General features: G+C 59.7%; 18 protein-coding genes. 6 read left to right on the plus strand and 12 right to left on the minus strand.

What is annotated here, in order from left to right; all coding sequences use genetic code 11:
• Positions 1-174 precede the first annotated feature (174 nt).
• The 3 genes from clpB to rluD form a co-directional block, all read right to left on the minus strand.
• Complete coding sequence (gene clpB / locus AC2LD7_RS08410; protein ID WP_484597308.1) at positions 175-2,745, minus strand: ATP-dependent chaperone ClpB; 2,571 nt, start codon at positions 2,743-2,745, stop codon at positions 175-177.
• Between the two features lie 289 nt (positions 2,746-3,034).
• A complete protein-coding gene (pgeF, locus tag AC2LD7_RS08415; protein ID WP_484597309.1) occupies positions 3,035-3,772 on the minus strand; it encodes a peptidoglycan editing factor PgeF in 738 nt (245 codons plus the stop codon).
• Positions 3,769-4,743, minus strand: a complete 975-nt coding sequence (gene rluD / locus AC2LD7_RS08420) for a 23S rRNA pseudouridine(1911/1915/1917) synthase RluD (protein ID WP_484597310.1) — start codon at positions 4,741-4,743, stop codon at positions 3,769-3,771. Before rluD ends, pgeF begins: the two co-directional genes overlap by 4 nt.
• A gap of 392 nt (positions 4,744-5,135) precedes the next feature.
• On the opposite strand from rluD, the gene AC2LD7_RS08425 reads away from it, so the two are divergent.
• From AC2LD7_RS08425 to AC2LD7_RS08440, 4 genes are all read left to right on the plus strand, one after another.
• The gene (locus tag AC2LD7_RS08425) at positions 5,136-6,143 is read left to right on the plus strand and encodes an outer membrane protein assembly factor BamD (protein WP_484597311.1); all 1,008 of its coding nucleotides are present in this window, start codon (positions 5,136-5,138) and stop codon (positions 6,141-6,143) included.
• Positions 6,144-6,245: 102 nt separating this feature from the next.
• Positions 6,246-6,482 carry a PP0621 family protein gene (locus AC2LD7_RS08430; protein ID WP_484597312.1) on the plus strand — a complete coding sequence of 79 codons (237 nt, stop codon included), beginning with the start codon at positions 6,246-6,248 and terminating at the stop codon, positions 6,480-6,482.
• A complete protein-coding gene (locus tag AC2LD7_RS08435; protein WP_484597313.1) occupies positions 6,472-8,064 on the plus strand; it encodes a sensor histidine kinase in 1,593 nt (530 codons plus the stop codon). The genes AC2LD7_RS08430 and AC2LD7_RS08435 overlap by 11 nt, the downstream gene beginning before the upstream one ends.
• A 125-nt stretch (positions 8,065-8,189) precedes the next feature.
• Positions 8,190-9,530, plus strand: a complete 1,341-nt coding sequence (locus AC2LD7_RS08440; protein WP_484597314.1) for a sigma-54-dependent transcriptional regulator — start codon at positions 8,190-8,192, stop codon at positions 9,528-9,530.
• 149 nt (positions 9,531-9,679) lie between these two features.
• Here the strand turns inward: AC2LD7_RS08440 and AC2LD7_RS08445 are convergent, their stop codons facing one another.
• On the minus strand, positions 9,680-10,735 hold the full coding sequence (locus tag AC2LD7_RS08445) for a DUF2333 family protein (protein ID WP_484597315.1): 1,056 nt from the start codon (positions 10,733-10,735) through the stop codon (positions 9,680-9,682).
• Between the two features lie 205 nt (positions 10,736-10,940).
• Between AC2LD7_RS08445 and AC2LD7_RS08450 the strand changes: the two genes are divergently transcribed.
• Positions 10,941-12,563, plus strand: coding sequence for a diguanylate cyclase (locus AC2LD7_RS08450; RefSeq protein WP_484597316.1), 1,623 nt, complete (start codon positions 10,941-10,943; stop codon positions 12,561-12,563).
• A gap of 38 nt (positions 12,564-12,601) precedes the next feature.
• Entirely contained in the window at positions 12,602-14,578 is a 1,977-nt protein-coding gene (locus tag AC2LD7_RS08455; protein ID WP_484597317.1) for a methyl-accepting chemotaxis protein, read from the plus strand.
• Positions 14,579-14,640: 62 nt separating this feature from the next.
• On the opposite strand, the gene AC2LD7_RS08460 is transcribed toward AC2LD7_RS08455, so the two are convergent.
• The 8 genes from AC2LD7_RS08460 to AC2LD7_RS08495 all read right to left on the minus strand — a co-directional run bounded on the left by AC2LD7_RS08460 (position 14,641) and on the right by AC2LD7_RS08495 (position 24,304).
• Positions 14,641-16,926 carry a YgiQ family radical SAM protein gene (locus AC2LD7_RS08460; protein ID WP_484597318.1) on the minus strand — a complete coding sequence of 762 codons (2,286 nt, stop codon included), beginning with the start codon at positions 16,924-16,926 and terminating at the stop codon, positions 14,641-14,643.
• Between the two features lie 161 nt (positions 16,927-17,087).
• Complete coding sequence (gene alr / locus AC2LD7_RS08465; protein WP_484597319.1) at positions 17,088-18,164, minus strand: alanine racemase; 1,077 nt, start codon at positions 18,162-18,164, stop codon at positions 17,088-17,090.
• Between the two features lie 206 nt (positions 18,165-18,370).
• Entirely contained in the window at positions 18,371-19,765 is a 1,395-nt protein-coding gene (dnaB, locus tag AC2LD7_RS08470) for a replicative DNA helicase (protein ID WP_484597320.1), read from the minus strand.
• A 109-nt stretch (positions 19,766-19,874) separates the two neighbouring features.
• Positions 19,875-20,321, minus strand: a complete 447-nt coding sequence (gene rplI, locus AC2LD7_RS08475; RefSeq protein ID WP_222909458.1) for a 50S ribosomal protein L9 — start codon at positions 20,319-20,321, stop codon at positions 19,875-19,877.
• Between the two features lie 20 nt (positions 20,322-20,341).
• Positions 20,342-21,235, minus strand: coding sequence for a hypothetical protein (locus AC2LD7_RS08480; protein ID WP_484597321.1), 894 nt, complete (start codon positions 21,233-21,235; stop codon positions 20,342-20,344).
• A 34-nt stretch (positions 21,236-21,269) separates the two neighbouring features.
• The gene (gene rpsR / locus AC2LD7_RS08485; protein ID WP_019340128.1) at positions 21,270-21,500 is read right to left on the minus strand and encodes a 30S ribosomal protein S18; all 231 of its coding nucleotides are present in this window, start codon (positions 21,498-21,500) and stop codon (positions 21,270-21,272) included.
• Positions 21,501-21,528: 28 nt separating this feature from the next.
• Positions 21,529-21,951, minus strand: a complete 423-nt coding sequence (rpsF, locus tag AC2LD7_RS08490) for a 30S ribosomal protein S6 (RefSeq protein WP_484597322.1) — start codon at positions 21,949-21,951, stop codon at positions 21,529-21,531.
• Between the two features lie 184 nt (positions 21,952-22,135).
• The gene (locus AC2LD7_RS08495; RefSeq protein WP_484597323.1) at positions 22,136-24,304 is read right to left on the minus strand and encodes a PAS domain-containing protein; all 2,169 of its coding nucleotides are present in this window, start codon (positions 24,302-24,304) and stop codon (positions 22,136-22,138) included.
• Positions 24,305-24,447: the final 143 nt, after the last annotated feature.

The following is a 24,447-nucleotide window of genomic DNA, read 5'->3' on the forward strand; positions in this document are numbered from 1 at the left end:
CAAACCCCCCTCAGAGGCGCGCCATTTTACGGTTCTCGGCGCGCCTGTCAACAGAAAAAATGCGATTTACTACAACGCGTTGCGCGACACCATGACCGTTGTGGACAACCATGTTCTGGACCCCATCAGCACAACCGCGAAGCCGCCCTGCCCGAGCGGCTCTGCGAAGCGAGGTCAAGCTCTGGCGAAGCGGATCTCGCCGGCCTCCACCTCGCCAACGATGGTTGAACCTGGCCCGAACTCACCAGACAGTATGTTCTGGGCAAGCGGGTTTTCGATCCAACGCTGGATGGCGCGCTTCAGCGGGCGCGCACCATAGACCGGGTCGTAGCCAACGGCGACCAATTTATCCATGGCCTCGTCACTCAGCTCCAGGCTCAGCTCGCGCTCGGCCAGACGCTGACGCAAGCGGCCCAACTGGATCTGCGCAATGCCGGCGATCTGCTCGCGCGCCAGCGGGTCGAACACCACCACCTCATCGATGCGGTTGATGAATTCCGGCCGGAAATGACTGCTCACCGCATCCATCACTGCTGCGCGCTGCGCATCGGGATCGCCCACCAGCTCTTGAATCTGTGTCGAACCCAGGTTCGACGTCATCACGATCACGGTGTTGCGGAAATCCACCGTGCGCCCATGGCTATCGGTCAGGCGTCCATCTTCCAGGACCTGCAAGAGAATGTTGAACACGTCAGGATGAGCCTTTTCAACCTCATCCAGCAGCACCACCGAATACGGCTTGCGGCGCACTGCCTCTGTCAGGTAACCGCCCTCTTCGTAGCCCACATAGCCCGGCGGCGCGCCAATCAGACGGGCCACCGAATGCTTCTCCATGAACTCGGACATATCGATACGAATCATCGCCTCCTCGGTATCGAAGAGGAACTCCGCCAGCGCCTTGCACAGCTCGGTTTTGCCCACCCCGGTCGGGCCGAGGAACAGGAAGGAGCCGCTGGGGCGATTCGGGTCGGCCAGCCCGGCACGCGAACGACGGACCGCATTGGCGACCGATACGACTGCTTCGTGCTGACCGATCACGCGCCGGTGCAGCAGGTCTTCCATCTTCAGCAGCTTTTCGCGCTCGCCTTCGAGCATTTTCGACACTGGAATACCGGTCCACTTCGAGACCACCTCGGCGATCTCCTCGTCGGTCACCTTGTTGCGCAGCAACTGGTTCTCCGATTTGCCATGCTGATCGACCATCTGCAGGCTGCGTTCGAGATCGGGGATGATGCCGTATTGCAACTCAGCCATGCGCGCCAGGTCGCCCTTGCGCCGCGCCGCCTCAAGATCGGCCTTGGCTTGCTCGATTTTCTGCTGCATCTGAGCAGAGCCCTGCACTTCGGCCTTTTCCGATTTCCATATCTCATCGAGATCGGCGTATTCGCGTTCCAGCTTGACGATTTCCTCGTCGAGCTTGGCCAGGCGCTTCTTGGTCGCTTCGTCGTCCTCGTTCTTAAGCGCCTCACGCTCGATCTTCAGCTGGATTAGGCGCCGGTCCAGTCGATCCAGCTCTTCCGGCTTGGAGTCGATCTCCATGCGAATACGGCTGGCCGCCTCGTCGATCAAATCGATGGCCTTGTCCGGCAGCTGCCGGTCGGTGATGTAGCGGTGCGAGAGCTTGGCTGCGGCGATGATCGCGCCATCGGTGATGGAAACACCATGGTGCACCTCGTAGCGTTCCTTAAGGCCGCGCAGGATGGCGATGGTGTCTTCCTCGCTCGGCTCATCGACCTGCACGCGCTGGAAACGTCGTTCCAGCGCGGCGTCTTTCTCGATGTACTGGCGGTATTCATCGAGCGTGGTCGCGCCGACACAATGCAGCTCGCCGCGGGCCAGGGCCGGCTTGAGCATATTTCCGGCGTCCATGGCGCCTTCGGCCTTGCCCGCGCCAACCATCGTGTGCAGCTCGTCGATAAACAGGATGACCCGACCTTCCTGCTTGCTTAGCTCGTTGAGCACGGCCTTGAGCCGCTCCTCGAACTCACCGCGAAACTTGGCACCGGCGATCAACGAGCCCATATCCAGCGCCAGCAAACGTTTGTCTTTGAGACCGTCCGGCACTTCACCATTGACGATGCGCTGGGCAAGGCCTTCGACGATGGCGGTTTTGCCGACGCCAGGCTCGCCAATCAGTACGGGGTTGTTCTTGGTTCGCCGCTGCAGCACCTGGATGGTCCGGCGAATCTCGTCGTCGCGACCGATGACCGGATCGAGCTTGCCGTCCTCGGCGCGCTTGGTCATGTCAACGGTGTACTTGTCCAGCGCCTGGCGTGACTCCTCGGCGTTGGGGTCATTGACCGCATCGCCACCGCGCAGATTGCTAATGGCGTTTTCCAGCGCTTTCTTGCTAACGCCTTGTGCCAGCAGCAGCTTGCCCAGACGGGTGTTGCTGTCCAGCGCGGCGAGCAGTACCAGTTCACTGGAAATGTACTGGTCGCCCTTCTGCTGCGCTAGGCGGTCAGCCTGGTTCAGCAGGCGCGCCAGATCCTGCGACATATTCATGTCGCCCGTAGGATTCTGTAGCTTGGGCAGCTGATCCAACTCTTTGGTCAGTGCTTGGCGCAAACCGTTGATATCGAAACCCACCTGCATCAACAGCGGCCTGATCGATCCACCCTGCTGATCGAGCAGCGCCTGCATCAGGTGCAACGGCTCGATGGACGGATGATCGAGACCAACAGCAATAGACTGGGCATCGGAAAGCGCAAGCTGCAGCTTGCTGGTCAGACGATCGATACGCATGTAATCACCTTCTAAGTAAGGCAGGCGGGCGCACTCAATCGCACCTCGACAAAAGCCTGCGAGATGGAACTTAGATGAGGTTGATTGTTAGAGATTCAAGCCAGGGTGGATTGATGCATGTGGCTGGAGGCTGGAGGCTGGAGGCTGGAGGCTGGAGGCATTAGCGTGCGGGGCCTCACTGAATTCCTGTCGAGCTTTTCAAGGGCTAACGCTGTCACTGGCGGGTTGCCCCCCTATGCCAACGTGGCCTTTCCATCCAGCTTCCAGCCTACAGCGCTCCTGTCGGCTTTTAACCGTTTATCCAGATCAAACTGGCGAAGCGCCCGGTACGGGCGGCGCGGCGATAGGAATAGAAGCGAGGATCGTTGAAGGTACAGAAGCCACCTCCGAAGACTGCCGTGACGCCACAGGCAGCGAGACGGATACGGGCTAACTGATAAAGGTCAGCCATATAACGGCCGGCATTGCTGCTTGGAACAAAGGCCTCAGCCGCCGCTGGATGCTGCGACACGAACGCCTCGCGCACCTCGCCACCAACTTCGAACGCACTGGGCCCGATCGCGGGCCCGAGCCAGGCCATCAGCTTCGCACCGGGGCCGCCAATCGCCGCCACAGCTTCTTCCAGTATGCCTGCTGCAAGCCCGCGCCAGCCGGCATGCGCAGCGGCCACTCGAGTCCCGTCCATGTTACAGAACAGCACGGGCAAACAATCGGCCGTCAGCACAGCACAGGCGATGCCTGCAGTGTCCGTCCAGCTGGCATCCGCGACCGGGCAAGTTCCCGGATCAGCTTCAACAGCCGTGCTCGAATGTACTTGACTCATCCAGGCCGGCCTGCAGGCGAGTGCGCCATGCAACCGCTGTCGATTTGCAGTCACAACCGCCGGGTCATCACCTACGTGATCGCCCAGATTGAAACTGTCGAACGGTGTCTGGCTCAGCCCCCCGTTACACGTCGTTACGCAAGCCCGCACATGCGGGGGCGCCGGCCAATCGGGGGTGATCCAGTCTTCAGGCCAGCGATTCACCCGATGAACGCCTCGCGATCCTGCTGCAGTAGCGTCAGCAGCCAGACGAAATCATCCGGCAATGGCGACTCCCATTTCATCCGCGTACCACTGACGGGATGGTCCAACTCGAGGAAGCGCGCATGCAGCGCCTGACGCGGAAAATCTCGCAGGGTCTGCACCATGGTCGGATTCGCCGCGGGAGGAATGCGGAAACGGCCGCTGTACAGCGGGTCGCCGACCAGCGGATAACCAACATGTGTCATGTGTACGCGAATTTGGTGGGTACGCCCGGTTTCCAGCTTGACCCGGACATGGGTATGCGAGCGGAAGCGATCAAGCACACGGTAATGACTGACGGCGGGCTTACCCCCTTCGACCACAGCCATGCGCTGGCGCTGCTGGCCGTGACGCCCGATCGGTGCATTGACGGTGCCACCCGTAATGATCACGCCAATGACAATGGCTTCGTAGATTCGGCTGACGCTTCGCGCTTGCAACTGCTCGACCAGACGCGTTTGCGCCTGCAACGTCTTGGCGACGACCATCAGGCCGGTCGTATCCTTGTCCAGGCGGTGCACGATACCTGCGCGAGGCACATTGATCAGACCCGGCACATGGTGCAGCAAGGCATTGAGCAGCGTGCCATCGGCATGCCCGGCCGCTGGATGCACCACCAGACCGGATGGCTTGTTCAGCACCAGAATGTGCTCATCCTCAAAGACGATATCCAGCGGTATATCCTGTGCGATCCACTCACCCTGCGCCTGCTGTTCAGCGGAAAGCTCCAGAATCGCGCCCGCATGCACCGTGTCGCGCGGACGCAACGAGGCGCCGTCGACCGTCAGTTGGCCATCCTTGATCCATGCAGCGAGGCGCGAGCGGGAATGCTCCGAGAAAAGCTGAGCCGCGACCTGATCGAAGCGCTGCCCACCGAGGTCGAACGGCACCTCGGCGCGAAGTTGAATGGCCTGTGTGGAGATCGTGGACATAATTATGGGCGCTTCATAGTAAGAGGGAGCTAGCGGCGTGGCCGTCTTGCCGAGCAAGACGTAGCAGGGCGAGTGCGGCTGCGTGCAATAGCAATAGCAGGTCTTGTCATCGACGGAGGCACCCACGGTGGCTCAAAGAGCTGCAGCCTAACGTGGGTCGCTCATTGGCCATAGGCAGCACGACGGCACAAAATTACCTATCGGCCTCAGGCGCCCACCGAGGCTGTTTACCACGAGGAACATAGCCTTTGGCTGCGGCGCAAGTGGAGCCTTTGGTTTCGGCAACACGCTTGTGTTTAAATACGGCGTCTTTGTCCCGGCCAGCCGGGGCGCTCATCATAACAGGACGGCTCAGCGCGAGACAGCCAGCCGTCACAGGGACGCAAGCCGCCATGCAAGTGAAACACCTGCTGCTGATCGCCATTTTCGCCCTTACCGCTGCCTGCTCATCCAACGAAACCATCAGCGAGAACCTCGGCGAAGCGGAACTGTACCGGCAGGCGCAGACCGACCTGGACAACAAGAGCTACACCAGCGCCATCAACAAGCTGAAGGCCTTGGAGTCTCGCTATCCCTTCGGCCGCTTCGCCGAACAGGCACAACTGGAGCTGATCTACGCTTATTACCGGAATACCGAGCCGGAAGCCGCTCGCTCTTCCGCCGAACGCTTCATTCGCCTACACCCTCAGCATCCCAGCGTCGACTACGCCTATTACCTGAAAGGACTGGCCTCCTTCGACCAGGACCGCGGACTGCTTGCGCGCTTTCTGCCGCTGGACATGACCAAGCGCGATCCGGGTGCCGCTCGCGATTCCTTCAACGAATTCGCACAACTGACCACACGCTACCCGAACAGCCGCTACGCACCGGACGCCAAGGCGCGAATGGTCTATCTGCGTAATTTGCTGGCAGCTAATGAGATCCATGTCGCCGACTACTATTTGCGCCGCCAGGCCTACGTTGCTGCAGCCAATCGCGGACGCTACGTAGTGGAAAACTTTCAGGGCACGCCAGCTGTTGGCGATGGCCTCGCAGTCATGACTGAAGCCTATCAACGACTGCAGCTTAACGACCTCGCCAATACCAGTCTGGAAACCCTCAAGCTCAACTACCCGGAACACCCCAGCCTGGAAGACGGTGAATTCGTGCCACGGGAAAAGGAAGCCGACAATCGCAGCTGGCTGTCCCGTGCCACTCTCGGCCTGATCGAAACGGAAAACGCGGCGCCGGATAGCTCACAATCCAACCGAGACGTAGTACGTCAATATGAAAACGCCGCGCAGGACCTGCCTGACGAGCTGCGCCCGGTCTTGAGGGAGGCCGAAGCAGAAGCAGAAGATGAACGGCAAAGCGAAGGCCGCTCCTGGTGGAGCTATCTGACCTTTGGACTGTTCGACTGAGATAGCGGTCAATCCGCAAAAGGCTGACCCATCGATCTAAACACAGCGTACCGCACGGAGCCTGCCAGACCGGCAGGCCATGGCTTAGCCAGGAACTAGAATATGGGTCTGTTTCGTCTGCTGTTCTGGGTCATCTTGATTGCTGCAGCGTTCTGGCTCTGGCGTCGTTTGGTACGCAAACCAGCGAATATCAACAAACCGCAACAGACCACTGTAACGATGGTTCGCTGCGCCCAGTGCGGCGTGCATCTGCCACGCGAGCAAGCATTGCAAAACCACGACCAGTGGTACTGCAGCCAGACGCATCTGGAACAGGGCAGCAAGTCGGGTGGGCACTGAAGGGCTGACGTTTCTGGGCTACCAGGGCCGGCGCATCCTTCGCCTTTATCATCTTTATCGCGTCGCGATCGGGCTCGTGCTGGTCCTGCTGATAAGCAGCGATTTGCACAATGACCTGATGCGCATGAGCAATCCGGCGGCGTTTCACTACGGCGCCTGGCTCTATCTGATCCTCAATATCGTTATCGCCGTCCTGCTGCAGAACCCGAAACGGGAGCTGCCCGTTCTAGCCCTTGCGCTGATGGATGTAACGTTACTCGCAGCGCTGTTCTATTTCGCTGGCGGCACGCCAAGCGGTATCGGCAATCTGCTGATCATCGCCGTTGCCATTGCGAACGTTCTGCTACATGGTCGCATCGGTTTTTTCATTGCAGCGGTTGCTGCTACCGGTCTTATCTACCTGACCTTCTATCTCAGCCTCAGCGATACCACCGCTAGCAATCAATATATCCAGGCTGCTGCGCTAGGGACGTTATGCTTCGCCGCAGCGCTGCTGGTACAAGGCCTGACGCGTCGACTGCAGGTCAGTGAAACCTTGGCCCGCCAGCGCGCAGAGGAAGTCGCCAATCTCGAGGCGCTGAACGCGCAGATCCTGCAGCGCATGCGGACCGGGATTCTCGTGCTCGACCCACAGCAACGCGTGCTGCTCGCCAATCAAGGGGCGCTGGAGCTGCTCGGCCAACAATCGCTGACCGGAGAAAGACTGGCACCCCACTGTCCCGAACTAATCAAAGCGTTGCAACAATGGAGCGATAACCCAACGCTGCGCCCTCGCACTTTCAAGGCAACGCCGGGCGGCGCCACCCTGCAACCGAGCTTCGCGGCCCTGCAGCATGGTGTGAAGCAGGACACGCTGGTCTTCCTTGAGGACATCTCGCAAATTGCGCAAAAGGCTCAGCAGCTCAAACTGGCATCGCTCGGCCGGTTGACAGCGAGCATCGCCCACGAAATCCGCAACCCGCTCGGTGCAATCAGCCATGCGGCGCAGTTGCTGCAGGAGTCCGAAGCGCTAGATCCTGCAGACCTTCGGCTGACACAGATCATTCAGGATCATTCGCGACGGATGAACCTGGTTATCGAGAACGTGCTGCAACTGTCGCGCAGACGCCAGGCCGAACCACAATTGCTAGACCTGAAGTACTGGGTGCATCGATTCGCCAGTGAGTTTCGCGGGGCGCTGCCGGCCCACCAGAGCGTGCATGTGGACACCAGGGGCAGATCGCTGCAGACCCGCATGGACCCCAACCAACTGATCCAGATCCTGACTAACCTGGTGCAGAATGGCCTGCGCTACAGCGGCCAGGCACACGGCCAGGCACAGGTATGGCTACATTTGTTCCGCGACGAAACCAGCGACCTGCCAGTACTCGAAGTGCTTGATGATGGGCCCGGCGTGCCAATCGAGCAGGTACAGAACATCTTCGAGCCGTTCTTTACCACGGAGAACAAGGGTACCGGGCTGGGACTGTACATTTCACGGGAGCTGTGCGAAAGCAATCAGGCGCGCCTGGACTATCGTGAAAGAGACGTGGGCGGCAGCTGTTTCCGTATCGTCTTCGCGCATCCGCGCAAGTTGGGTTGATACCTGCCGAGTCGGCAACAGGTCACACACCGGCGACGGTCACGGTACAAAACGCGCGCGGTGGCGTTAACATTGCAGACCCTCGCCAACCGGGCGACAACCGTAGTAATCGAAAGACCGAGACCATGACCACCCGCCAAAAAGCGTTGATCATCGATGACGAACCCGACATCCGGGAGCTCCTGGAGATCACCCTTGGGCGGATGAAGCTGGACACTCGCAGCGCCCGTAATCTCAAGGAAGCCCGGGAGTGCCTGGCGCGCGAGCATTACGATCTGTGCCTCACGGATATGCGTTTGCCGGACGGCTGCGGGCTTGAGCTAGTGCAGTTCATTCAGCAACAGTATCCGCAACTCCCGGTGGCTATGATCACCGCCTACGGCAGCCTCGATACCGCCATCGGGGCGCTGAAGGCCGGGGCGTTCGATTTCCTGACCAAGCCGGTCGACCTCGGTCGGCTACGTGAGCTGGTCAATACTGCGCTGCGATTGCGCAGCCCGAACCCTAACGACCTGACCGTTGATAGTCGTTTGCTCGGCGCCTCGCCACCGATGAACGCGCTGCGTAAGCAGATCAGTAAATTGGCGCGCAGCCAGGCTCCGGTTTACGTCAGCGGCGAGTCCGGTAGCGGCAAAGAGCTGGTAGCACGACTGATCCACGAGCAAGGACCACGCCACGAACGTCCGTTCGTGCCGGTCAACTGCGGCGCGATTCCATCGGAGCTGATGGAAAGTGAATTCTTCGGTCACAAGAAGGGTAGCTTTACCGGTGCTATCGAAGACAAGCCGGGGCTGTTCCAGGCGGCAAATGGCGGCACATTGTTTCTCGACGAAGTGGCCGATCTTCCGCTTCCGATGCAGGTGAAGCTGCTACGCGCCATCCAGGAAAAAGCCGTGCGCTCGGTCGGCGGCGCAAAGGAAGTCGTTGTGGACGTACGGATTCTCTGTGCCACCCACAAAGATCTTGCCAGCGAAGTCGCAGCCGGTCGTTTCCGCCAGGACCTTTACTATCGCCTGAACGTGATAGAACTGCGCGTGCCACCGCTGCGTGAGCGCCGCGAAGATATCATCCAACTTGCTGATGTCATGCTGCGCCGGCTCGCCCACGAATGTAGCGACAGCCCGGCGCGCCTGCATCCCGATGCACTAGCTAAACTGCAGAGCTATCGATTTCCGGGCAACGTACGCGAGTTGGAGAACATGCTGGAGCGCGCCTATACGCTTTGCGAAGGCGAGGAAATCAAGCCCAGCGACTTGCGCTTGTCCGACGCGCCAGGCATGCCCGAGAACGGTGAAGCAAGCCTGGCCCAGATCGACAATCTCGAAGACCACCTTGAGAACGTCGAGCGCAAGCTGATCATGCAAGCGCTGGAAGAGACTCGCTGGAATCGCACAGCCGCCGCCCAACGGCTGGGTCTATCGTTCCGCTCAATGCGTTATCGATTGAAGAAGCTCGGCCTGGATTGACTGGAGGCAAGCGCGGTGATTCACCGGCCTGACAGTGACAGTAGAGTGGGTGGGCCGGGCGGCGCTCCGTTTCAGCCCACCAGAACGGGGCGCTGGAAAACTTTTCGCCCCACTTTCCAGCCTCCAGCGCCTTTATCGTCTTTTCGCCTTTACCCCTGCGACAGCAAATTGCGCAAATCGATGATCGCCGCGTTCGCGCGCGAGATGTAGTTCGCCATTACCAGGGAATGATTGGCTAGCACGCCATAGCCGCTGCCGTTGAGCACCATAGGGCTCCAGAGCGGCTCCTGCGCGGCTTCGAGCTCGCGAATGATTTGTCTGACGCTGATCGTGGCGTTCTTCTTGGCCAGTACATCGGCAAAATCCACTTCAACGGCTCGCAGCAGATGCGATAACGCCCAGGCCTGCCCTCGCGCTTCGTAGAAAACATTATCGATCTGCAACCAAGACGTCTCGACACGCTCCTCCTCGACCACGGACGCCACGCCGTCACGCTCCAGTTCCGGCGCCACCCGGGCGTCCAATCGCACACGGCCGACGCTGGCCGATAGTCGTTGGGATAGCGATCCCAACCGGGTTCCTACGTCTCCCAGCCAGTTGTTGAGGTTATCCGCACGGGTATAAAACTGCGCCTTGGGTGCCGGATCACTCAAGCGCGCCAGGTAGCGATCGAGGAACCGGATGCCGTTACGGTACTCCGATTCGCTCGCGGGCAGTGCCCAGCTGCGGTTGTCGAAATTGAACAACGGCTCGGCCTTGGACAGATCAGCGTCCTCGGTGGACTGGGATTGCGAACGTGCAAAATCTTTACGCAACGCACGGCTTAGATCACGCACCTGAACCAGCACACCGTATTCCCAGCTGGGCATGTTATCCAGCCATAGACCAGGAGGTGCGATGTCGTTGGTCAGATAGCCGCCTGGTTTGTTCAGCAGGGTGCTGGCCACCTGCTTGAGCGTCTCGACCGTGGTATAGCCATTGACGATCTGCCGCTGCGAAGCCTCCGCCGCTTGCCGAACATGCTGCTGCACCGGGAATCGGTCAGGTTCGGAGCTCCAATACCAGCCAAGAACCAACGCTACCAACAGGCAGAGACCAACCAGGACGGCGAGTGCCAGCAATAGCGGATTGCGAGTCGCTCCTTCCGTTGTGGCTGTATTTCCCGACGAGCCGAGGCGGCCGAAGCGGTTCTTCCAATCCAACATGGGCATCTGTCCTTCTTTCTCGGAATTCAGAGATTCGACCGCCGGTCACTCGGAGCGTTGCGGCAAGTGAACCACTATAACGCAGCCAGTCCATGCCAAGCGCCATAATGAGAACCAGAGCGCTTATGCAATCGCCTTGCGGCGGCCAGATCAGTGGTAGCATGCCGCCACTAGCGCCCTGCCGCAGCGGGCCAGGGAACCGGACATGTCGGACCAGGAAGAACTTAAACAACACTTCGCGCAGCGGGTCATTCACCAAGCAAGAGAAGTGCTCGAAGTTTGGCAGCAGCTGCAGCGCAGCGAATGGAGCGATGCCTATCGAGCCGCTCTTGCCGATGCCAACCAACGCTTGCGACGTTTCGCCGAGCGCTTCGAGCAGAACGAGCACAGGCAACTCGCGCTCGGCATCGAAGACTGTCTCAGTGAGATCAAAGACAACCGGGGCCGACTGTCAAGCGACACCATCGCCACCCTTAGCCAACTGATCTATCGCCTAGCCCGTACCGGCCTGCGCCACAGCGATCCTCGCGGTCAGTCCGGCTATATTCCACCGCTGAGCAAGCCTGTCTACATCGCTCTCGAGGATAATGAGCGCGCCAACCACGTGGTCCGTCAACTCGAATTCTTCAGCATGACCGCCCAGGCTTTCGCCAGCGATAGCGAGTTTCGTGCGGCCATGCATGAGCGCCACCCTGCGGCTTTGGTGATGGATGTCGACTTCAATGGCCCCGGCGAGGGATTGAAGCTCGCCGAACGCGTGCAACAAGGCCTGGAAGAAAAACTGCCACTGATCTTTTTCAGCCATCAGGAAACCGATACCCCCATGCGTCTGGCCGCCGTACGCGCCGGTGGGCTGGAATTCTTCACCGGCGCCATCGATGCATCGAGCCTGCTGGAGAAAATCGAGATATTCACCCGCACCGCCCATTATGAGCCGTTCCGAGTGCTCATCATCGATGATTCGCGTGCGCAGGCGACGCATACCGAGCGGGTACTGAACAATGCGGGAATCATCACTCAGACACTCAACGAACCGATTCAGGCCATCAACTATCTGGCTGAGTTTCAGCCCGATCTGATCATTCTCGATATGTACATGCCTGAGTGCATGGGTACCGAGCTGGCCAAGGTGATTCGCCAGCACGAACGCTACGTGAGCGTGCCGATCATTTATCTTTCGGCTGAGGATGACCTCGATAAGCAGCTCGATGCGATGAATGAAGGTGGCGATGACTTCTTGACCAAACCGATCAAGCCCAGCCACCTGATCGCCACAGTGCGAACCCGTGCCGAGCGAGCGCGCAATCTCAAGGCACGAATCGTTCGCGACAGCCTCACGGGCCTCTACAACCATACGCATAGTCTGCAACTGCTCGAAGACGCCAGCTCGCGAGCCCGCCGCGATGGCAAGCCTCTATGTTTTGCCATGATTGATATCGATCACTTCAAGAAGGTCAACGACACCTACGGACATCCCATGGGGGATCGGGTCATCAAGAGCCTCGCCCTGTTCCTCAAGCAGCGCCTGCGCAAGACCGACCATATCGGTCGTTACGGCGGGGAGGAATTCGCCGTGGTACTGCCGGATACCTGTGCGGAGGATGCGCTCAAGGTGCTGAACGATATCCGCCAGCGCTTCGCCGAAATCCGTTATCCGGCTCAACCGGCCGATCTCTCGTGCACCTTCAGCTGTGGCATTGCCGAGCTGACGCCCGATGCCGACGTCAAGGCGCTTACCCAACAAGCCGACGAAGCCCTTTACCGTGCCAAGCACGGGGGGCGCAACCGAGTCGAGCGGTTCCCCTGTCACGCAAGTGACATTAAATAGCCATACATTGCTGACCTCCCAACCGACCGGAGGTCAGGATGCGCCTGAAGTCGCTCACCACGCTCAACACATTCCTGCTCATTGCGATCTGCCTCGCACTGGGCGTCACGCTCTGGTGGTCGGAGCGCGCACTGGAGCGCCCCTATCAACTGATGGATCGCTACCTTGGCCTTTCTCAGCAGTTCCAGCTTCGCGTCGCGCGAAATATTCACGATTATCTGGCCAGCGGTAATGCGGTCCGCCACAGCGAGGCTCTGCAAGCACTGGACGGTCTTGCTGCGGACGTCACTGCCTTACCGGCGGAGTTTGCCGACCGGCTAAGACCCAGCCTGGAGCAACTGAGCCAATTCACAGCCTTCGAGTTGCTGGCAGCCGGCAAGCTCGCCGGAGATCCGCAAGGGCTGCTGCTGCAAGCCGAGCGGGAAATGGCCGGCACACTGGAGCAATTGCAACGCTACGCCACGCAAGGTACCCAGGCTTCTGCTGCCATTTACCAGGCGCCTTTATTCGAGGCCAGCCGTCAACTGCTGCGGCTAAGCCATGCACGCGGCAAGCTGGTCGCCAGCGGTCAGGACGAACTGGCTATCGAGGTGGAGCAAGCGCTGCAGGCACTGAGCAAAGAGGCGGCAAGGCTCGATGCACTTCCGTTATTGGGGATCGCAACCGAGCAGCGCTCTGGCGCCAGCGCCTTCGCTGCGCTGCTCGACCTCGACCTCGACCTCGACGCCCAGAAACAGGAGCAATCCAGCGAAGACAAGGGTATTGGGTTAAAGCGCGACCTCGCCAGCTTGATCAAGCGCTACCCTGCGGAGCTTCAACGGACCCGTGAACTCATCCACCAGCGCAGCGAACTGATGGCCAATAGTGAGCGGAAGATAGCGACACTGCAGCTGGCACTCGCCGAACTGGAGCCCGTCGTACGCGCTGAGCACGGTGCAATTCAAAAAGAAGTGCGCGTTATGCAGGGAACGATCATCGCCCTGATATTACTCATCGCGCTAGCCATCGACCGCGTCCAGCGCCAGCTGACATACGCGCTGGGCCAACTCGCTCCCGCCCTCTCCGCTTGGGCTCAGGGCGATTTCGGTACAGCGGCGCAGCTCAAATCGAAAACGCCCGAGATGATCGAGATTGCGGCATCCCTGAATCAATTACGCAGCTATCTGCTGACGCTTGTCGGCACGTTGCGCCAGCATGCGCAGGAAGTCACGAGCAGCAGCCGCAGCCTGACGCAAATGAGCAACGATCTTCACTTGGGGGCCAGTCGCCAAACCGGTGATACCGCGCAAATCCGTGACTCCCTAAGTGAACTGGAAGCAACGATCCAGGACGTTGCCAACGGCGCCGGCCAGGCAGCAGAGGCCAGCAGGGCTGCGGGCGAGGCTGTCAGTCATGGGCAGCTAGTCATCAGCCAGAGCCTTGCCGGCCTGCATGGCCTGGTCAACGAGGTGCAGCACAACGCGCTGGCCATTGAGCGTCTGGCGGACGAGACCAGCATCATCGGCAAGGTGCTGACAGTGATCCGCTCAATCGCTGAGCAGACCAATTTGCTCGCATTGAATGCAGCTATAGAAGCGGCCAGAGCCGGAGAACAGGGACGCGGCTTCGCGGTGGTTGCCGACGAAGTACGTACGCTGGCGCAGCGTACCAGCGGTGCCACCGCGGAGATTCAGCAATCGATCGGCAACCTGCAGACGACAGCCCATCAATCCGTTGAGGCTATGCGAGTACAAGTGAGTCATGCCGAAGCCACCGCTGAACTCGCCGAAACGGCCGATCTAGCCTTGAATAAGATCGTCGCCACTATCGGTACTATCGAACACATGGCCGCGCAGATCGCATCGGCCACTGCCCAGCAGAGCGACGCCGTGAGCGAGATCCGCGGACACAGCGAACGTATCCACCAACTGGGCGACAGCAATCTGGAGCATATCGGCCGCGGGCGCGGGCAAAGCGAACAAATGCTGCGTTTGGCCAACGAACTGAACCAGGCGACGCTCGCATTCAAGTGTTAGAGAGACGGCTCGCCGGTCTGAAGCCGGCGCGAGAGAGGAGCTCGCCTCGCGCCGGAGTCGTATTAGCGTGGCGCGACAGGACGCTGTGAAGGCTTGCGGCCTTTCCCAGACGGCTTACCACCGCCGACTTCGGCTTTACGCCGCGCTTCTGCCGCCGCCTTGGCCTGCTCGCGTTTATCCCACGCGTTACCGTCATGGCTACGTGGCGGCAAGCCGTTGTGCTGAGTGAGAATTTTGCCGCCCTGCCCGGCCTTCTTGCTGCCCAGCGGGGTCGAGTTCTTGCGGCGGGCGCTCTGATAGCCTTCGGTTGCCGGCTGATGGGCTGGAATCAGCTGATGCTTGCCGTTGCCGATCAGATCGGCGCGCCCCATACGCTGCAGAGCTTCGCGCAGCATCGGCCAGCCCTTCGGATCGTGATAGCGCAGGAAAGCCTTGTGCAGACGGCGCTGGTCCTCGCTCTTGACGATGGTGACGCCTTCGCTCTTGTAAGTGACCTTGCGCAGCGGGTTCTTACCGCTGTGGTACATCGCCGTGGCACTGGCCATTGGCGAGGGGTAGAAGGCCTGAACCTGATCGGCACGGAAGCCGTTGGCCTTGAGCCACAAGGCGAGGTTCATCATGTCCTCGTCAGTAGTGCCGGGGTGCGCGGCGATGAAGTACGGGATCAGGTACTGCTCCTTACCCGCCTCCTTGGAATACTTTTCGAACATCCGCTTGAACTTGTCGTAACTGCCGATCCCCGGCTTCATCATCATGCCCAGCGGACCACGCTCGGTGTGCTCCGGAGCGATCTTCAGATAGCCGCCGACATGATGGGTGACCAGCTCTTTTACATACTCCGGCGACTCGACCGCCAAGTCGTAACGCAACCCGGACGCGATCAGAATCTTCTTCACGCCCGGCAGTGCACGCGCTTTCCGGTATAGCTCGATCAGCGAACTATGATCGGTGTTGAGGTTCTCGCAGATGCCGGGATACACGCAGGACGGCTTACGGCAATGTATCTCGATCTCAGGGCTCTTGCACGCGATGCGGTACATGTTGGCCGTCGGTCCGCCGAGATCCGAAACCACGCCAGTGAAGCCCGGCAGCTTCTTCATTTCTTCGATCTCGTTAAGGATCGATTCATGCGAGCGGTTCTGGATGATTCGGCCTTCGTGCTCGGTGATCGAGCAGAAGGTGCAGCCCCCGAAGCAGCCGCGCATGATGTTCACCGAGAAGCGAATCATGTCGTAGGCGGGAATCTTCTCTCCGCCATATGACGGATGCGGCACGCGCGCATACGGCGAAGCGAAGACGTAATCCATCTCTTCGGTGGTCAGCGGGATCGGTGGCGGGTTCAGCCAGATATCGTGATCGCCGTGGCGCTGCACCAGCGCGCGGGCGTTGCCCGGGTTGGTCTCCAAGTGCAAGACACGGTTGGCGTGAGCATACAGCGCCGGATCGTTGCGCACTTTCTCGAACGACGGCAGACGTATCACGGTTCTGTCACGCTCGATTTTTGGATTCGGCAACAGCTGAACGACTTTGGCCTCGTTCGGGTCCTCGACCGGGCCTTTTTCCTGCTCGATGGCGCAGGCTTGCAGGTCCTGGGTATTCACATAAGGGTTGATGATCTTGTCGACCTTGCCTGGCCGGTCGATTCGGGTGGAGTCGATCTCGAACCAGCCCTCTGGCGCATCGCGACGAACGAACGCAGTACCGCGCACGTCGGTGATCTGCTCGACCGGCTCACCACGTGCCATCCGCTGCGCCACTTCGACGATGGCGCGCTCGGCATTGCCGTACAGCAGAATGTCGGCCGTCGCGTCCATCAGGATGGAACGACGCACCTTGTCCTGCCAGTAATCGTAATGCGCGATGCGCCGCAACGAGGCTTCGATGCCGCCCAGAACCACTGGCGTGTCTTTGAAGGCTTCCTTGCAGCGCTGGCTGTAGACCAGGCTCGCCCGATCCGGACGCTTACCGGCCTGCCCGCCTGCGGTGTAGGCATCGTCGGAGCGGATCTTGCGGTCGGCCGTGTAGCGATTGATCATCGAGTCCATGTTGCCCGCCGCGATGCCGAAGAACAGATTCGGCTGGCCGAGCTTCATGAAGTCGTCTTTGCTCTGCCAGTTCGGCTGGCTGATGATGCCAACGCGAAACCCCTGGGCTTCCAGCAATCGCCCGATGATTGCCATGCCGAACGACGGATGGTCGACATAAGCATCACCGGTGACGATGATGACGTCGCACGAATCCCAGCCGAGCTGATCCATCTCCTCCCCGCTCATCGGCAGGAACGGCGCCGGACCGAAACACTCGGCCCAGTACTTGGGATAGTCGAACAGAGGCTTGGCAGCGTGCATGGCGATAAACCGGGGCAACGAAAACGGGCGCGGAATATAGCACAAAAAATGATCAGGAAGGCCGAGTGAAGAGCTCGGGTTTGGAGGCTGTCAGTGTTAAGCCTTGCGCCAAATCCGCGTCAAGCTCTAGCTTCGTCCAGCCTCTAGTCTTCTTGCAGGCTTTAAGCGACGTAACGTCGCGGCACCCGTTGTGTCACTTTGGTGAGCAGCTCGTAGCCGATGGTGCCGCAGGCGTGGGCCAGTTCGTCGATGGGCATGCGTGTGCCCCAAAGCTCGACCGAGTCGCCAATGACAGCTCCAGGAACGTCGGTCAGGTCGATTGCCAGCATGTCCATGGACACCCTTCCTGCCAGCGGTACGCGCTGGCCGCGAACCACGACCGGTGTACCGGATGGCGCATGGCGAGGATAACCATCGGCGTAACCGCAGCTGACGGTGCCGATGCGCGACGGGCGCTGCGCCACCCAGGTCGCGCCGTAACCGACGCTTTCACCGGCCGGCACATCGTGCATGGCAATCACCTCGGCCGTCAGCGTCATGGCAGGATGCAGCCCCAATTCGGCGGCACTACGTTCGGCGAAGGGCGAGGCGCCGTAAAGCATGATGCCGGGGCGCAGCCAGTCCATGTGCGCCGGGGCCAGCGTCAACACGGCTGCCGAATTGGCAAAGCTGCGCTGGTCGAAGTCCGTATCCTGCAGCCCTTGATAGCTTTCGAGCTGACGCTCGGTCATCGGATGCATGTGTTCGTCGGCACAGGCGAAGTGGCTCATCAGGTTTATCTCCGCTACCTGAGGCGCCGCGCGCAGCCGCTCAGCCCAATGCTTCAGCTCGGCCGTATCGAAGCCCAGTCGGTGCATGCCTGAATCCAGTTTGAGCCAGACGTTCAGCGATCGCGCCGGCACACAGCCCAGCAGCCGCTTCGCCTGCTCGGCACCCTGCACCGAAACATCCAGCCCCAGCTCCATGGCAGCCAGGCAATCTTCGGCGTCGAAACAGCCTTCGAGCAGCAGCACCCGCGTCTCCGGCGCCTGTTCGCGCACCACACGCGCTTCCTCGACGCTGCACACGGCGAAGCCGTCGGCTTCGCCACGCAAGGCCGCTGTTACGGCCGCCGCTCCATGCCCGTAGGCATCGGCCTTGACTACTGCAAAAGCCCGCCGCCCCGGCGCGCAACGTTTCGCCAGAGCATAGTTATGACGAATGGCAGCCAAATCGACGGTGGCAACAAGGGGACGCATGGATGGCTCCTGTCAGCGAGGGGAAGCGGAATTTTAGGCTGAACAGTTGGAAGCTGGAAGCTGCCTGGAGGCTGGAGGCTGGACAGCATGACCGTGACCAAACCCCGTATAGCTTTTTCCAGCTTTCAACTTTCGGCCTCAAGCTGCTTTTAATCGTCCAGCTCTCAAGCCTCCAGCGCTTTTATCGGCTTTATCGGCTTTTATCCCTATTCATCATCAAATTGGTAGCTGCCGGGCGCCAAGTTCTCGAAACGCGAATATTTGCCGAGGAATGCCAAGCGCGTCGTCCCGATTGGGCCGTTCCGCTGCTTACCTATGATGATTTCGGCGACGCCCTTGTATTCGGTTTCAGGGTGATACACCTCGTCCCGGTAAACGAACATGATGATGTCGGCGTCCTGCTCGATGGCGCCGGATTCACGCAGGTCAGAGTTGATCGGGCGTTTGTTGGGTCGCTGCTCAAGGGAGCGGTTGAGCTGCGAGAGCGCGATAACCGGGCAATTGAACTCCTTGGCCAAGCCTTTCAGCGAGCGGGATATCTCGGAGATTTCGTTGGTTCGGTTGTCGCCGCTGGAGCCAGGGATCTGCATCAGCTGCAAGTAGTCGACCATGATCATGCCGATTTCACCGTGCTCACGCGCCAGACGCCGTGTACGGGCGCGCATTTCTGATGGTGAAATGCCGGCGGTATCGTCGATGAACAACTTGCGGTCGTTGAGCAGGTTGACCGCCGAGGTCAACCGCGGCCAGTCGTCGTCGCTGAGCTTGCCGGTCCGCACTTTGGTCTGATCGATCCGCCCAAGGGAGGCCAGCATACGAATCACGATGGAGTCGGCCGGCATTTCCAGCGAAAAAACCAGGATCGCTTTGTCGGAACGCAGTACAGCGTTCTCCACGAGGTTCATCGCAAAAGTGGTCTTACCCATGGAAGGTCGACCGGCAACGATGATCAGGTCAGCAGGCTGCAGGCCGCTAGTGGCCTCGTCGAGATCGGCGAAGCCGGTCGACAGCCCCGTAATGTCCTCGCCCGCATTGAACAACGAGTCGATCCGGTCGATGGCTTTGACCAGAATGTCGTTGATCCCAATTGGCCCACCCGTATTAGGGCGAGCTTCGGCTATCTGGAAGATCATCCGCTCGGCTTCGTCGAGAATTTCATCCCCGGTGCGCCCCTGCGGCGCATAGGCGCTGTCGGCAATCTCGTTGCTGATACCGATCAGCTGACGCAGCGTGGCTCGTTCGCGAATGATCTGCGCGTAGGCCTTGATATTGGCCACGGACGGCGTGTTCTTTGCCAGTTCACCCAGATAGGCGAGCCCACCGACCTGCGACAGATGACCCTCTTTGTCCAGCTGTTCGGAAAGGGTCACTACGTCGAACGGCGAGTTGCGCTCGGCCAGAACGAAAACAGCGCGGAAGATCAGCCGATGGTCGTGACGATAGAAGTCGCCATCGGAGACCTGATCGAGCACACGCTCCCAAGCATTATTGTCGAGCATCAGTCCGCCAAGCACAGCCTGCTCGGCCTCGATGGAATGCGGCGGCACCTTGAGCGCGGCGGTTTCCAGGTCGTACTGCTGGGGAATGCTGATGTCGTTCATGGCACTCGGAATTCTTGATGTTCAGAAAGACAAAGGGCACGCTCCACTCGCGTGGAAGCGTGCCCGATGTTACCCGTCAGGCACCCGAGGTGCCAGACGATGGCCGGTATCAGCCAGCGATCACGATCAGCTTCACGGTCGCTTCGACGTCGGTGTGCAGATGCACGGCTACGTCGTACTCACCAACCTGACGGATGGTACCGTTCGGCAGACGAATTTCACTCTTCGCCACTTCCACGCCAGAGGCGGTCAGAGCATCGGCGATATCGTGAGTACCGATGGAACCGAACAGCTTGCCTTCATCACCCGCAGTCGCGGTGATGGTGACTTCCAGTTCAGCCAGCTGAGCAGCGCGAGTTTCGGCGGAAGCCTTACGCTCGGCAGCAGCTTTTTCCAGATCGGCACGGCGAGCTTCAAACTCAGCGATGTTCGCTGGGGTTGCAGCAGTAGCCTTGCGCTGCGGCAGCAGATAGTTGCGGCCGTAACCAGACTTGACGTTTACCTTGTCGCCCAGGTTGCCCAGGTTTGCGACTTTTTCCAGCAGGATGACTTCCATTTGAGTCTTACCTCTTTAACTTAACCTTCACCGTTCGCAGGCCCCGCATCGTCATCACGAGATGCCCGACCGCGAAAATCAAACAAGCTGTCGACAATGGCCAAGACGGCCAGTAGCGGATAAATCAATTGCATGAACAGCACCAGCGTGACGTAAAGCCCCACCAGCCAAAACCGCGACATCCGGCTCTTTGCCATCAGCCCATGCACCAGTGCGACACCGGCAAACACCAGCGGAACACTGCAGAGCGGAGCCAGCATCACCATCTGCGCACCCAGACTCGGTCCAAGCAACATGCCCACCAGGAGCATCATCGCCAGCGCCGGCGAAAAACGCAGCGCTCGGAATTCGAGCCCGAAGCCACCCGGGTTGTATAACAGCGCCTGCCAGTACCGCCCGAGCATCAGGCTGAGCAAGGTAGTGATCTGCAGCAGCGCCGCCAACAGACCGGTCAGAACCGGTATCAGCAACGCTCCCAACCGCGCCTGCTCTTCCACTGAAAGTTGCTGATAGGCATCCGACAGCATGTCGGGCAACACTTTCTGCAACTCGGTAGCCAGCGCCGTGATCGGCTCGCCGAAAACCACTCCGAGCGCCCAGGCATACAGCATCCCGAGCCCTACGCTGCAAAGCATCACACGGGACCAGGAGTTCTGGTTGCGCAACAACAGCGCCAACCCGAACGATCCCAGCAACACCAGCAAAGTCCGTGGATCACCGAAGTACCACCAAGCCATTGCCGGCAATACCGCCCAGACCAATACACCCAGCGCGTCATTCAGTCCGCGGCGCAACAACACCAAGCTACCTGCAGCGGCACACAGCCAGAACAACATCGGCAATGCCGCAGAGCCAGCCACTACAGCAATTGCTTGCATACGGCCGCGCATGATGAAGTCAGCCAGGGCGCGCATGCGATCTATCCTTTACTTCTGTCGAACAGTTCGATCAACGGCCGTGGCTGTCGGTGTAGGGCAACAGGGCCAGGAAACGGGCGCGCTTGATAGCGGTAGCCAGCTGGCGCTGATAGCGTGCTTTGGTTCCGGTAATACGGCTAGGAACGATCTTGCCGGTTTCGGAAATGTAGGCTTTCAGTGTGTTGAGATCCTTGTAGTCGATCTCTTTCACGTTTTCTGCAGTGAAACGGCAGAATTTACGACGACGGAAAAAACGTGCCATGAAATAGGCTCCTCAATAGGTCCGTGGATTACTCGTCAGCGTTGTTGTCGCGGCTGTCACTGTCGCTGTCATTTTCGTTGACATTGTCAGATTCAGGGCGATCACGACGCTCGCGGCGCTCGCTACGGTTTTCCTCAGCCTTGAGCATCTCGGACTGTTCAGTCTCGGCTTCGTCGCGACGGATGACCAAGTTACGGATGACCGCGTCGTTGTAGCGGAAGTTATCTTCCAGCTCAGCCAGTGCCTTACCGCTGCACTCGACGTTCAGCATCACGTAGTGGGCCTTGTGTACGTTGTTGATGGCGTAAGCCAACTGACGACGACCCCAGTCTTCCAGACGATGGATCTTGCCACCGTCTTCTTCGATCAGCTTGGTGTAACGCTCCACCATGCCGCCAACCTGCTCACTCTGGTCGGGGTGGACCAGAAAGATGATTTCGTAATGACGCATTGTTGCTCCTTACGGGTTGCAGCCTGCCGCACAACGCGGATCAGGCAAGGAGTGAATGGTATGTATATTGCCTTGCCTGCCAGAGAGGCGCGCAAACGCCTGCCATCCGGGCAAGGGGCGCAATTCTAGAGAAGCCCGACCGACCACGCAAGGCGCTTTGGTGATTATTTGACCAGCCAGGCACTCAGCCGCGACCAGCAGCGAACCGCTCAGCCTGAATGCTTTCAAGCAGGCTTCTGACCTGATGAATGTCGTAGGGCTTGAGCATGGTTCGCAGGTTCTCTAGGCCTTCTTCGCGGGCATCCACGGCGTAACCGGAGGCGATGACGACGCTCAGCGCGGCATCGCGCAGCTTGGCTTGGCGCACCAGTTCGATGCCGCTTATTCCAGCCAGCCCGACATCGGTCAGCAGCACGTCGAAGCGACACTGCTCAAGCCGTTCCAGCGCGGTTTCTGCCGACTCGCAAAGGCTGACCTCGTGACCGAGCTCTTCCATTACCTCCCCGGTAAGCATGCGCAGCGTGGGATCATCCTCGACAAACAGGATCTTCAAGCCACTCCCCTTCTCTGCGGCCTCGGCCGCATCGAACGTTGTCGCAGGCGCCGGATGCCGATCATACCCGCCCACAGTTTCACGTACGCCCACTTCACTCTCTGCGGCGCTGCTCGGCAAATGCACGCGGACCGAAGTCCCGCTGCCCTCTTCGCTCTCCAGCACGACGAAGCCACCGCTCTGCTTGACGAAACCGTAGACCATACTCAAGCCTAGACCAGACGCGTTGGCTTCCTGACGGGTAGTGAAGAACGGCTCGAATGCGCGCTCCAATATTTCAGGGCGCATCCCTTCGCCTTCATCGATAACATTCAGCTCCACGTAAGGGCCGGCCACGATACCTGGCTGCCCGCCAAGTTGCGCAGCATCCAGAGACCGATTGCGCAGACGTATGCACAATGCACCGCCACCTGTCATCGCGTCGCGCGCGTTGACTGCAAGATTTAGAATCGCCGCTTGCAGATTGCCTACGTCAGCGAAAACTGGCCACAGGCCCTGCTGCACATCGATGTCTATCTGCATCGCCCTGCCAAGCGCACCGTTCAGCAATTCGCTCATCTGCCCGAGCAACTCTCCCATATCTACCGCTTGCGGCTGAAGCGGTTGGCGACTGGCAAAAGCGAGCAACTGGGACGCCAGGCGCGCACCTTTCTCCACGCCTCCAACAGCCGATTCCAGACGGCGCTGAGCCGTCTCGTCAGTGCTCAGATTACGGCGCAACAGCTGCAGATTGCCGCCAATGATCTGCAGCATATTGTTGAAATCATGGGCGATGCCACCGGTCAGCTTGCCTACCGCCTCGAGCTTCTGCGACTGCATCAGCGCCGCTTGTGCCACGCGACGCTCGGACTCGCTATGCAGCAATTCGCGCGTGCGTTCGCGAACCAACTCCTCGAGATGCTCGCGATGCTTGCGCAACTCCTGCTGGCTGCGATGCTGCTCGGTCACATCACTTCCCTGCACGAAAATGCCCGACGTTCGCCCATCACGCTCAATGATTGGCTGGAACACGAAGTCGACGTATACCTCCTCCGGCTCAACGTCGGGGCGACGCTGCAGCAGCGCTCGCATGCCCCTGCCAATATAGGGCTCGCCGGTGCGATAAACCTGATCCAGCAGACCAATGAAAGCCTGCCCTGCCAGCTCGGGCAAACCATCGCGCACCGCCCTGCCAAGCAACTGACGATAACCGGTGAGCTGTTGATAGGCCTCGTTGACCAACTCGAATATGTGCTCCGGGCCGCGCAGAAAACAGACAAAGCCCGGCGCTTGAGCGAACAGCTGGCGCAGCTGGTTACCTTCTCTCTGCATCGATTTGGCGCGCGATATGATCGCCGCCTCAATCTGCTGCGGTGACTGACCGGGCTCAGCCGAGCGCAACGAAACCTTCAGCGATTGCAGCTCTGTGATGTCTACCGTGTGCTGCAGGATAGCGGTCACTTCACCCTGCTCATCCAGCATCGGCGTGTGTGTCGCGCTCCAGTAACGGTCCTCGTATATGGCACCGCTTTCAGAGCTAACAGCAATCGAGTAGCGAATTACCGGCAGCGTATCCATCGTCTTAGTGCGCAGCACGCGACCAAAGGATTCAAGCAGCTCCTCGACCCGGGTTGCGTCGGGAAACTGCGGATCAACCGCAAACGCTTCATGTATGCGCCGCCCAACGATATCTTCGAGTGCGCGAGCAGTAAGTTTCAGATAAGCCGAGTTGGCATCCAGGATGGTCAGCTCTCGGTCAAGCAATAGATAGGCGTTCGGTGAAACTCTAAACAGTGTCTCGAAAGACGGACGTTGCGGCATACGACCTCCATGATGGGAGCCTGGCATCGACTGCAATCAATAGCAGGCGCCAGGCTCGCACCCGAACACACACAAATCAAAAACACGATGGAGCCGACCGTACGGCTCAGAACGGACAATTGACCGCTACCGAGGCGATCCGT

This window comes from Stutzerimonas sp. (assembly GCF_982611455.1).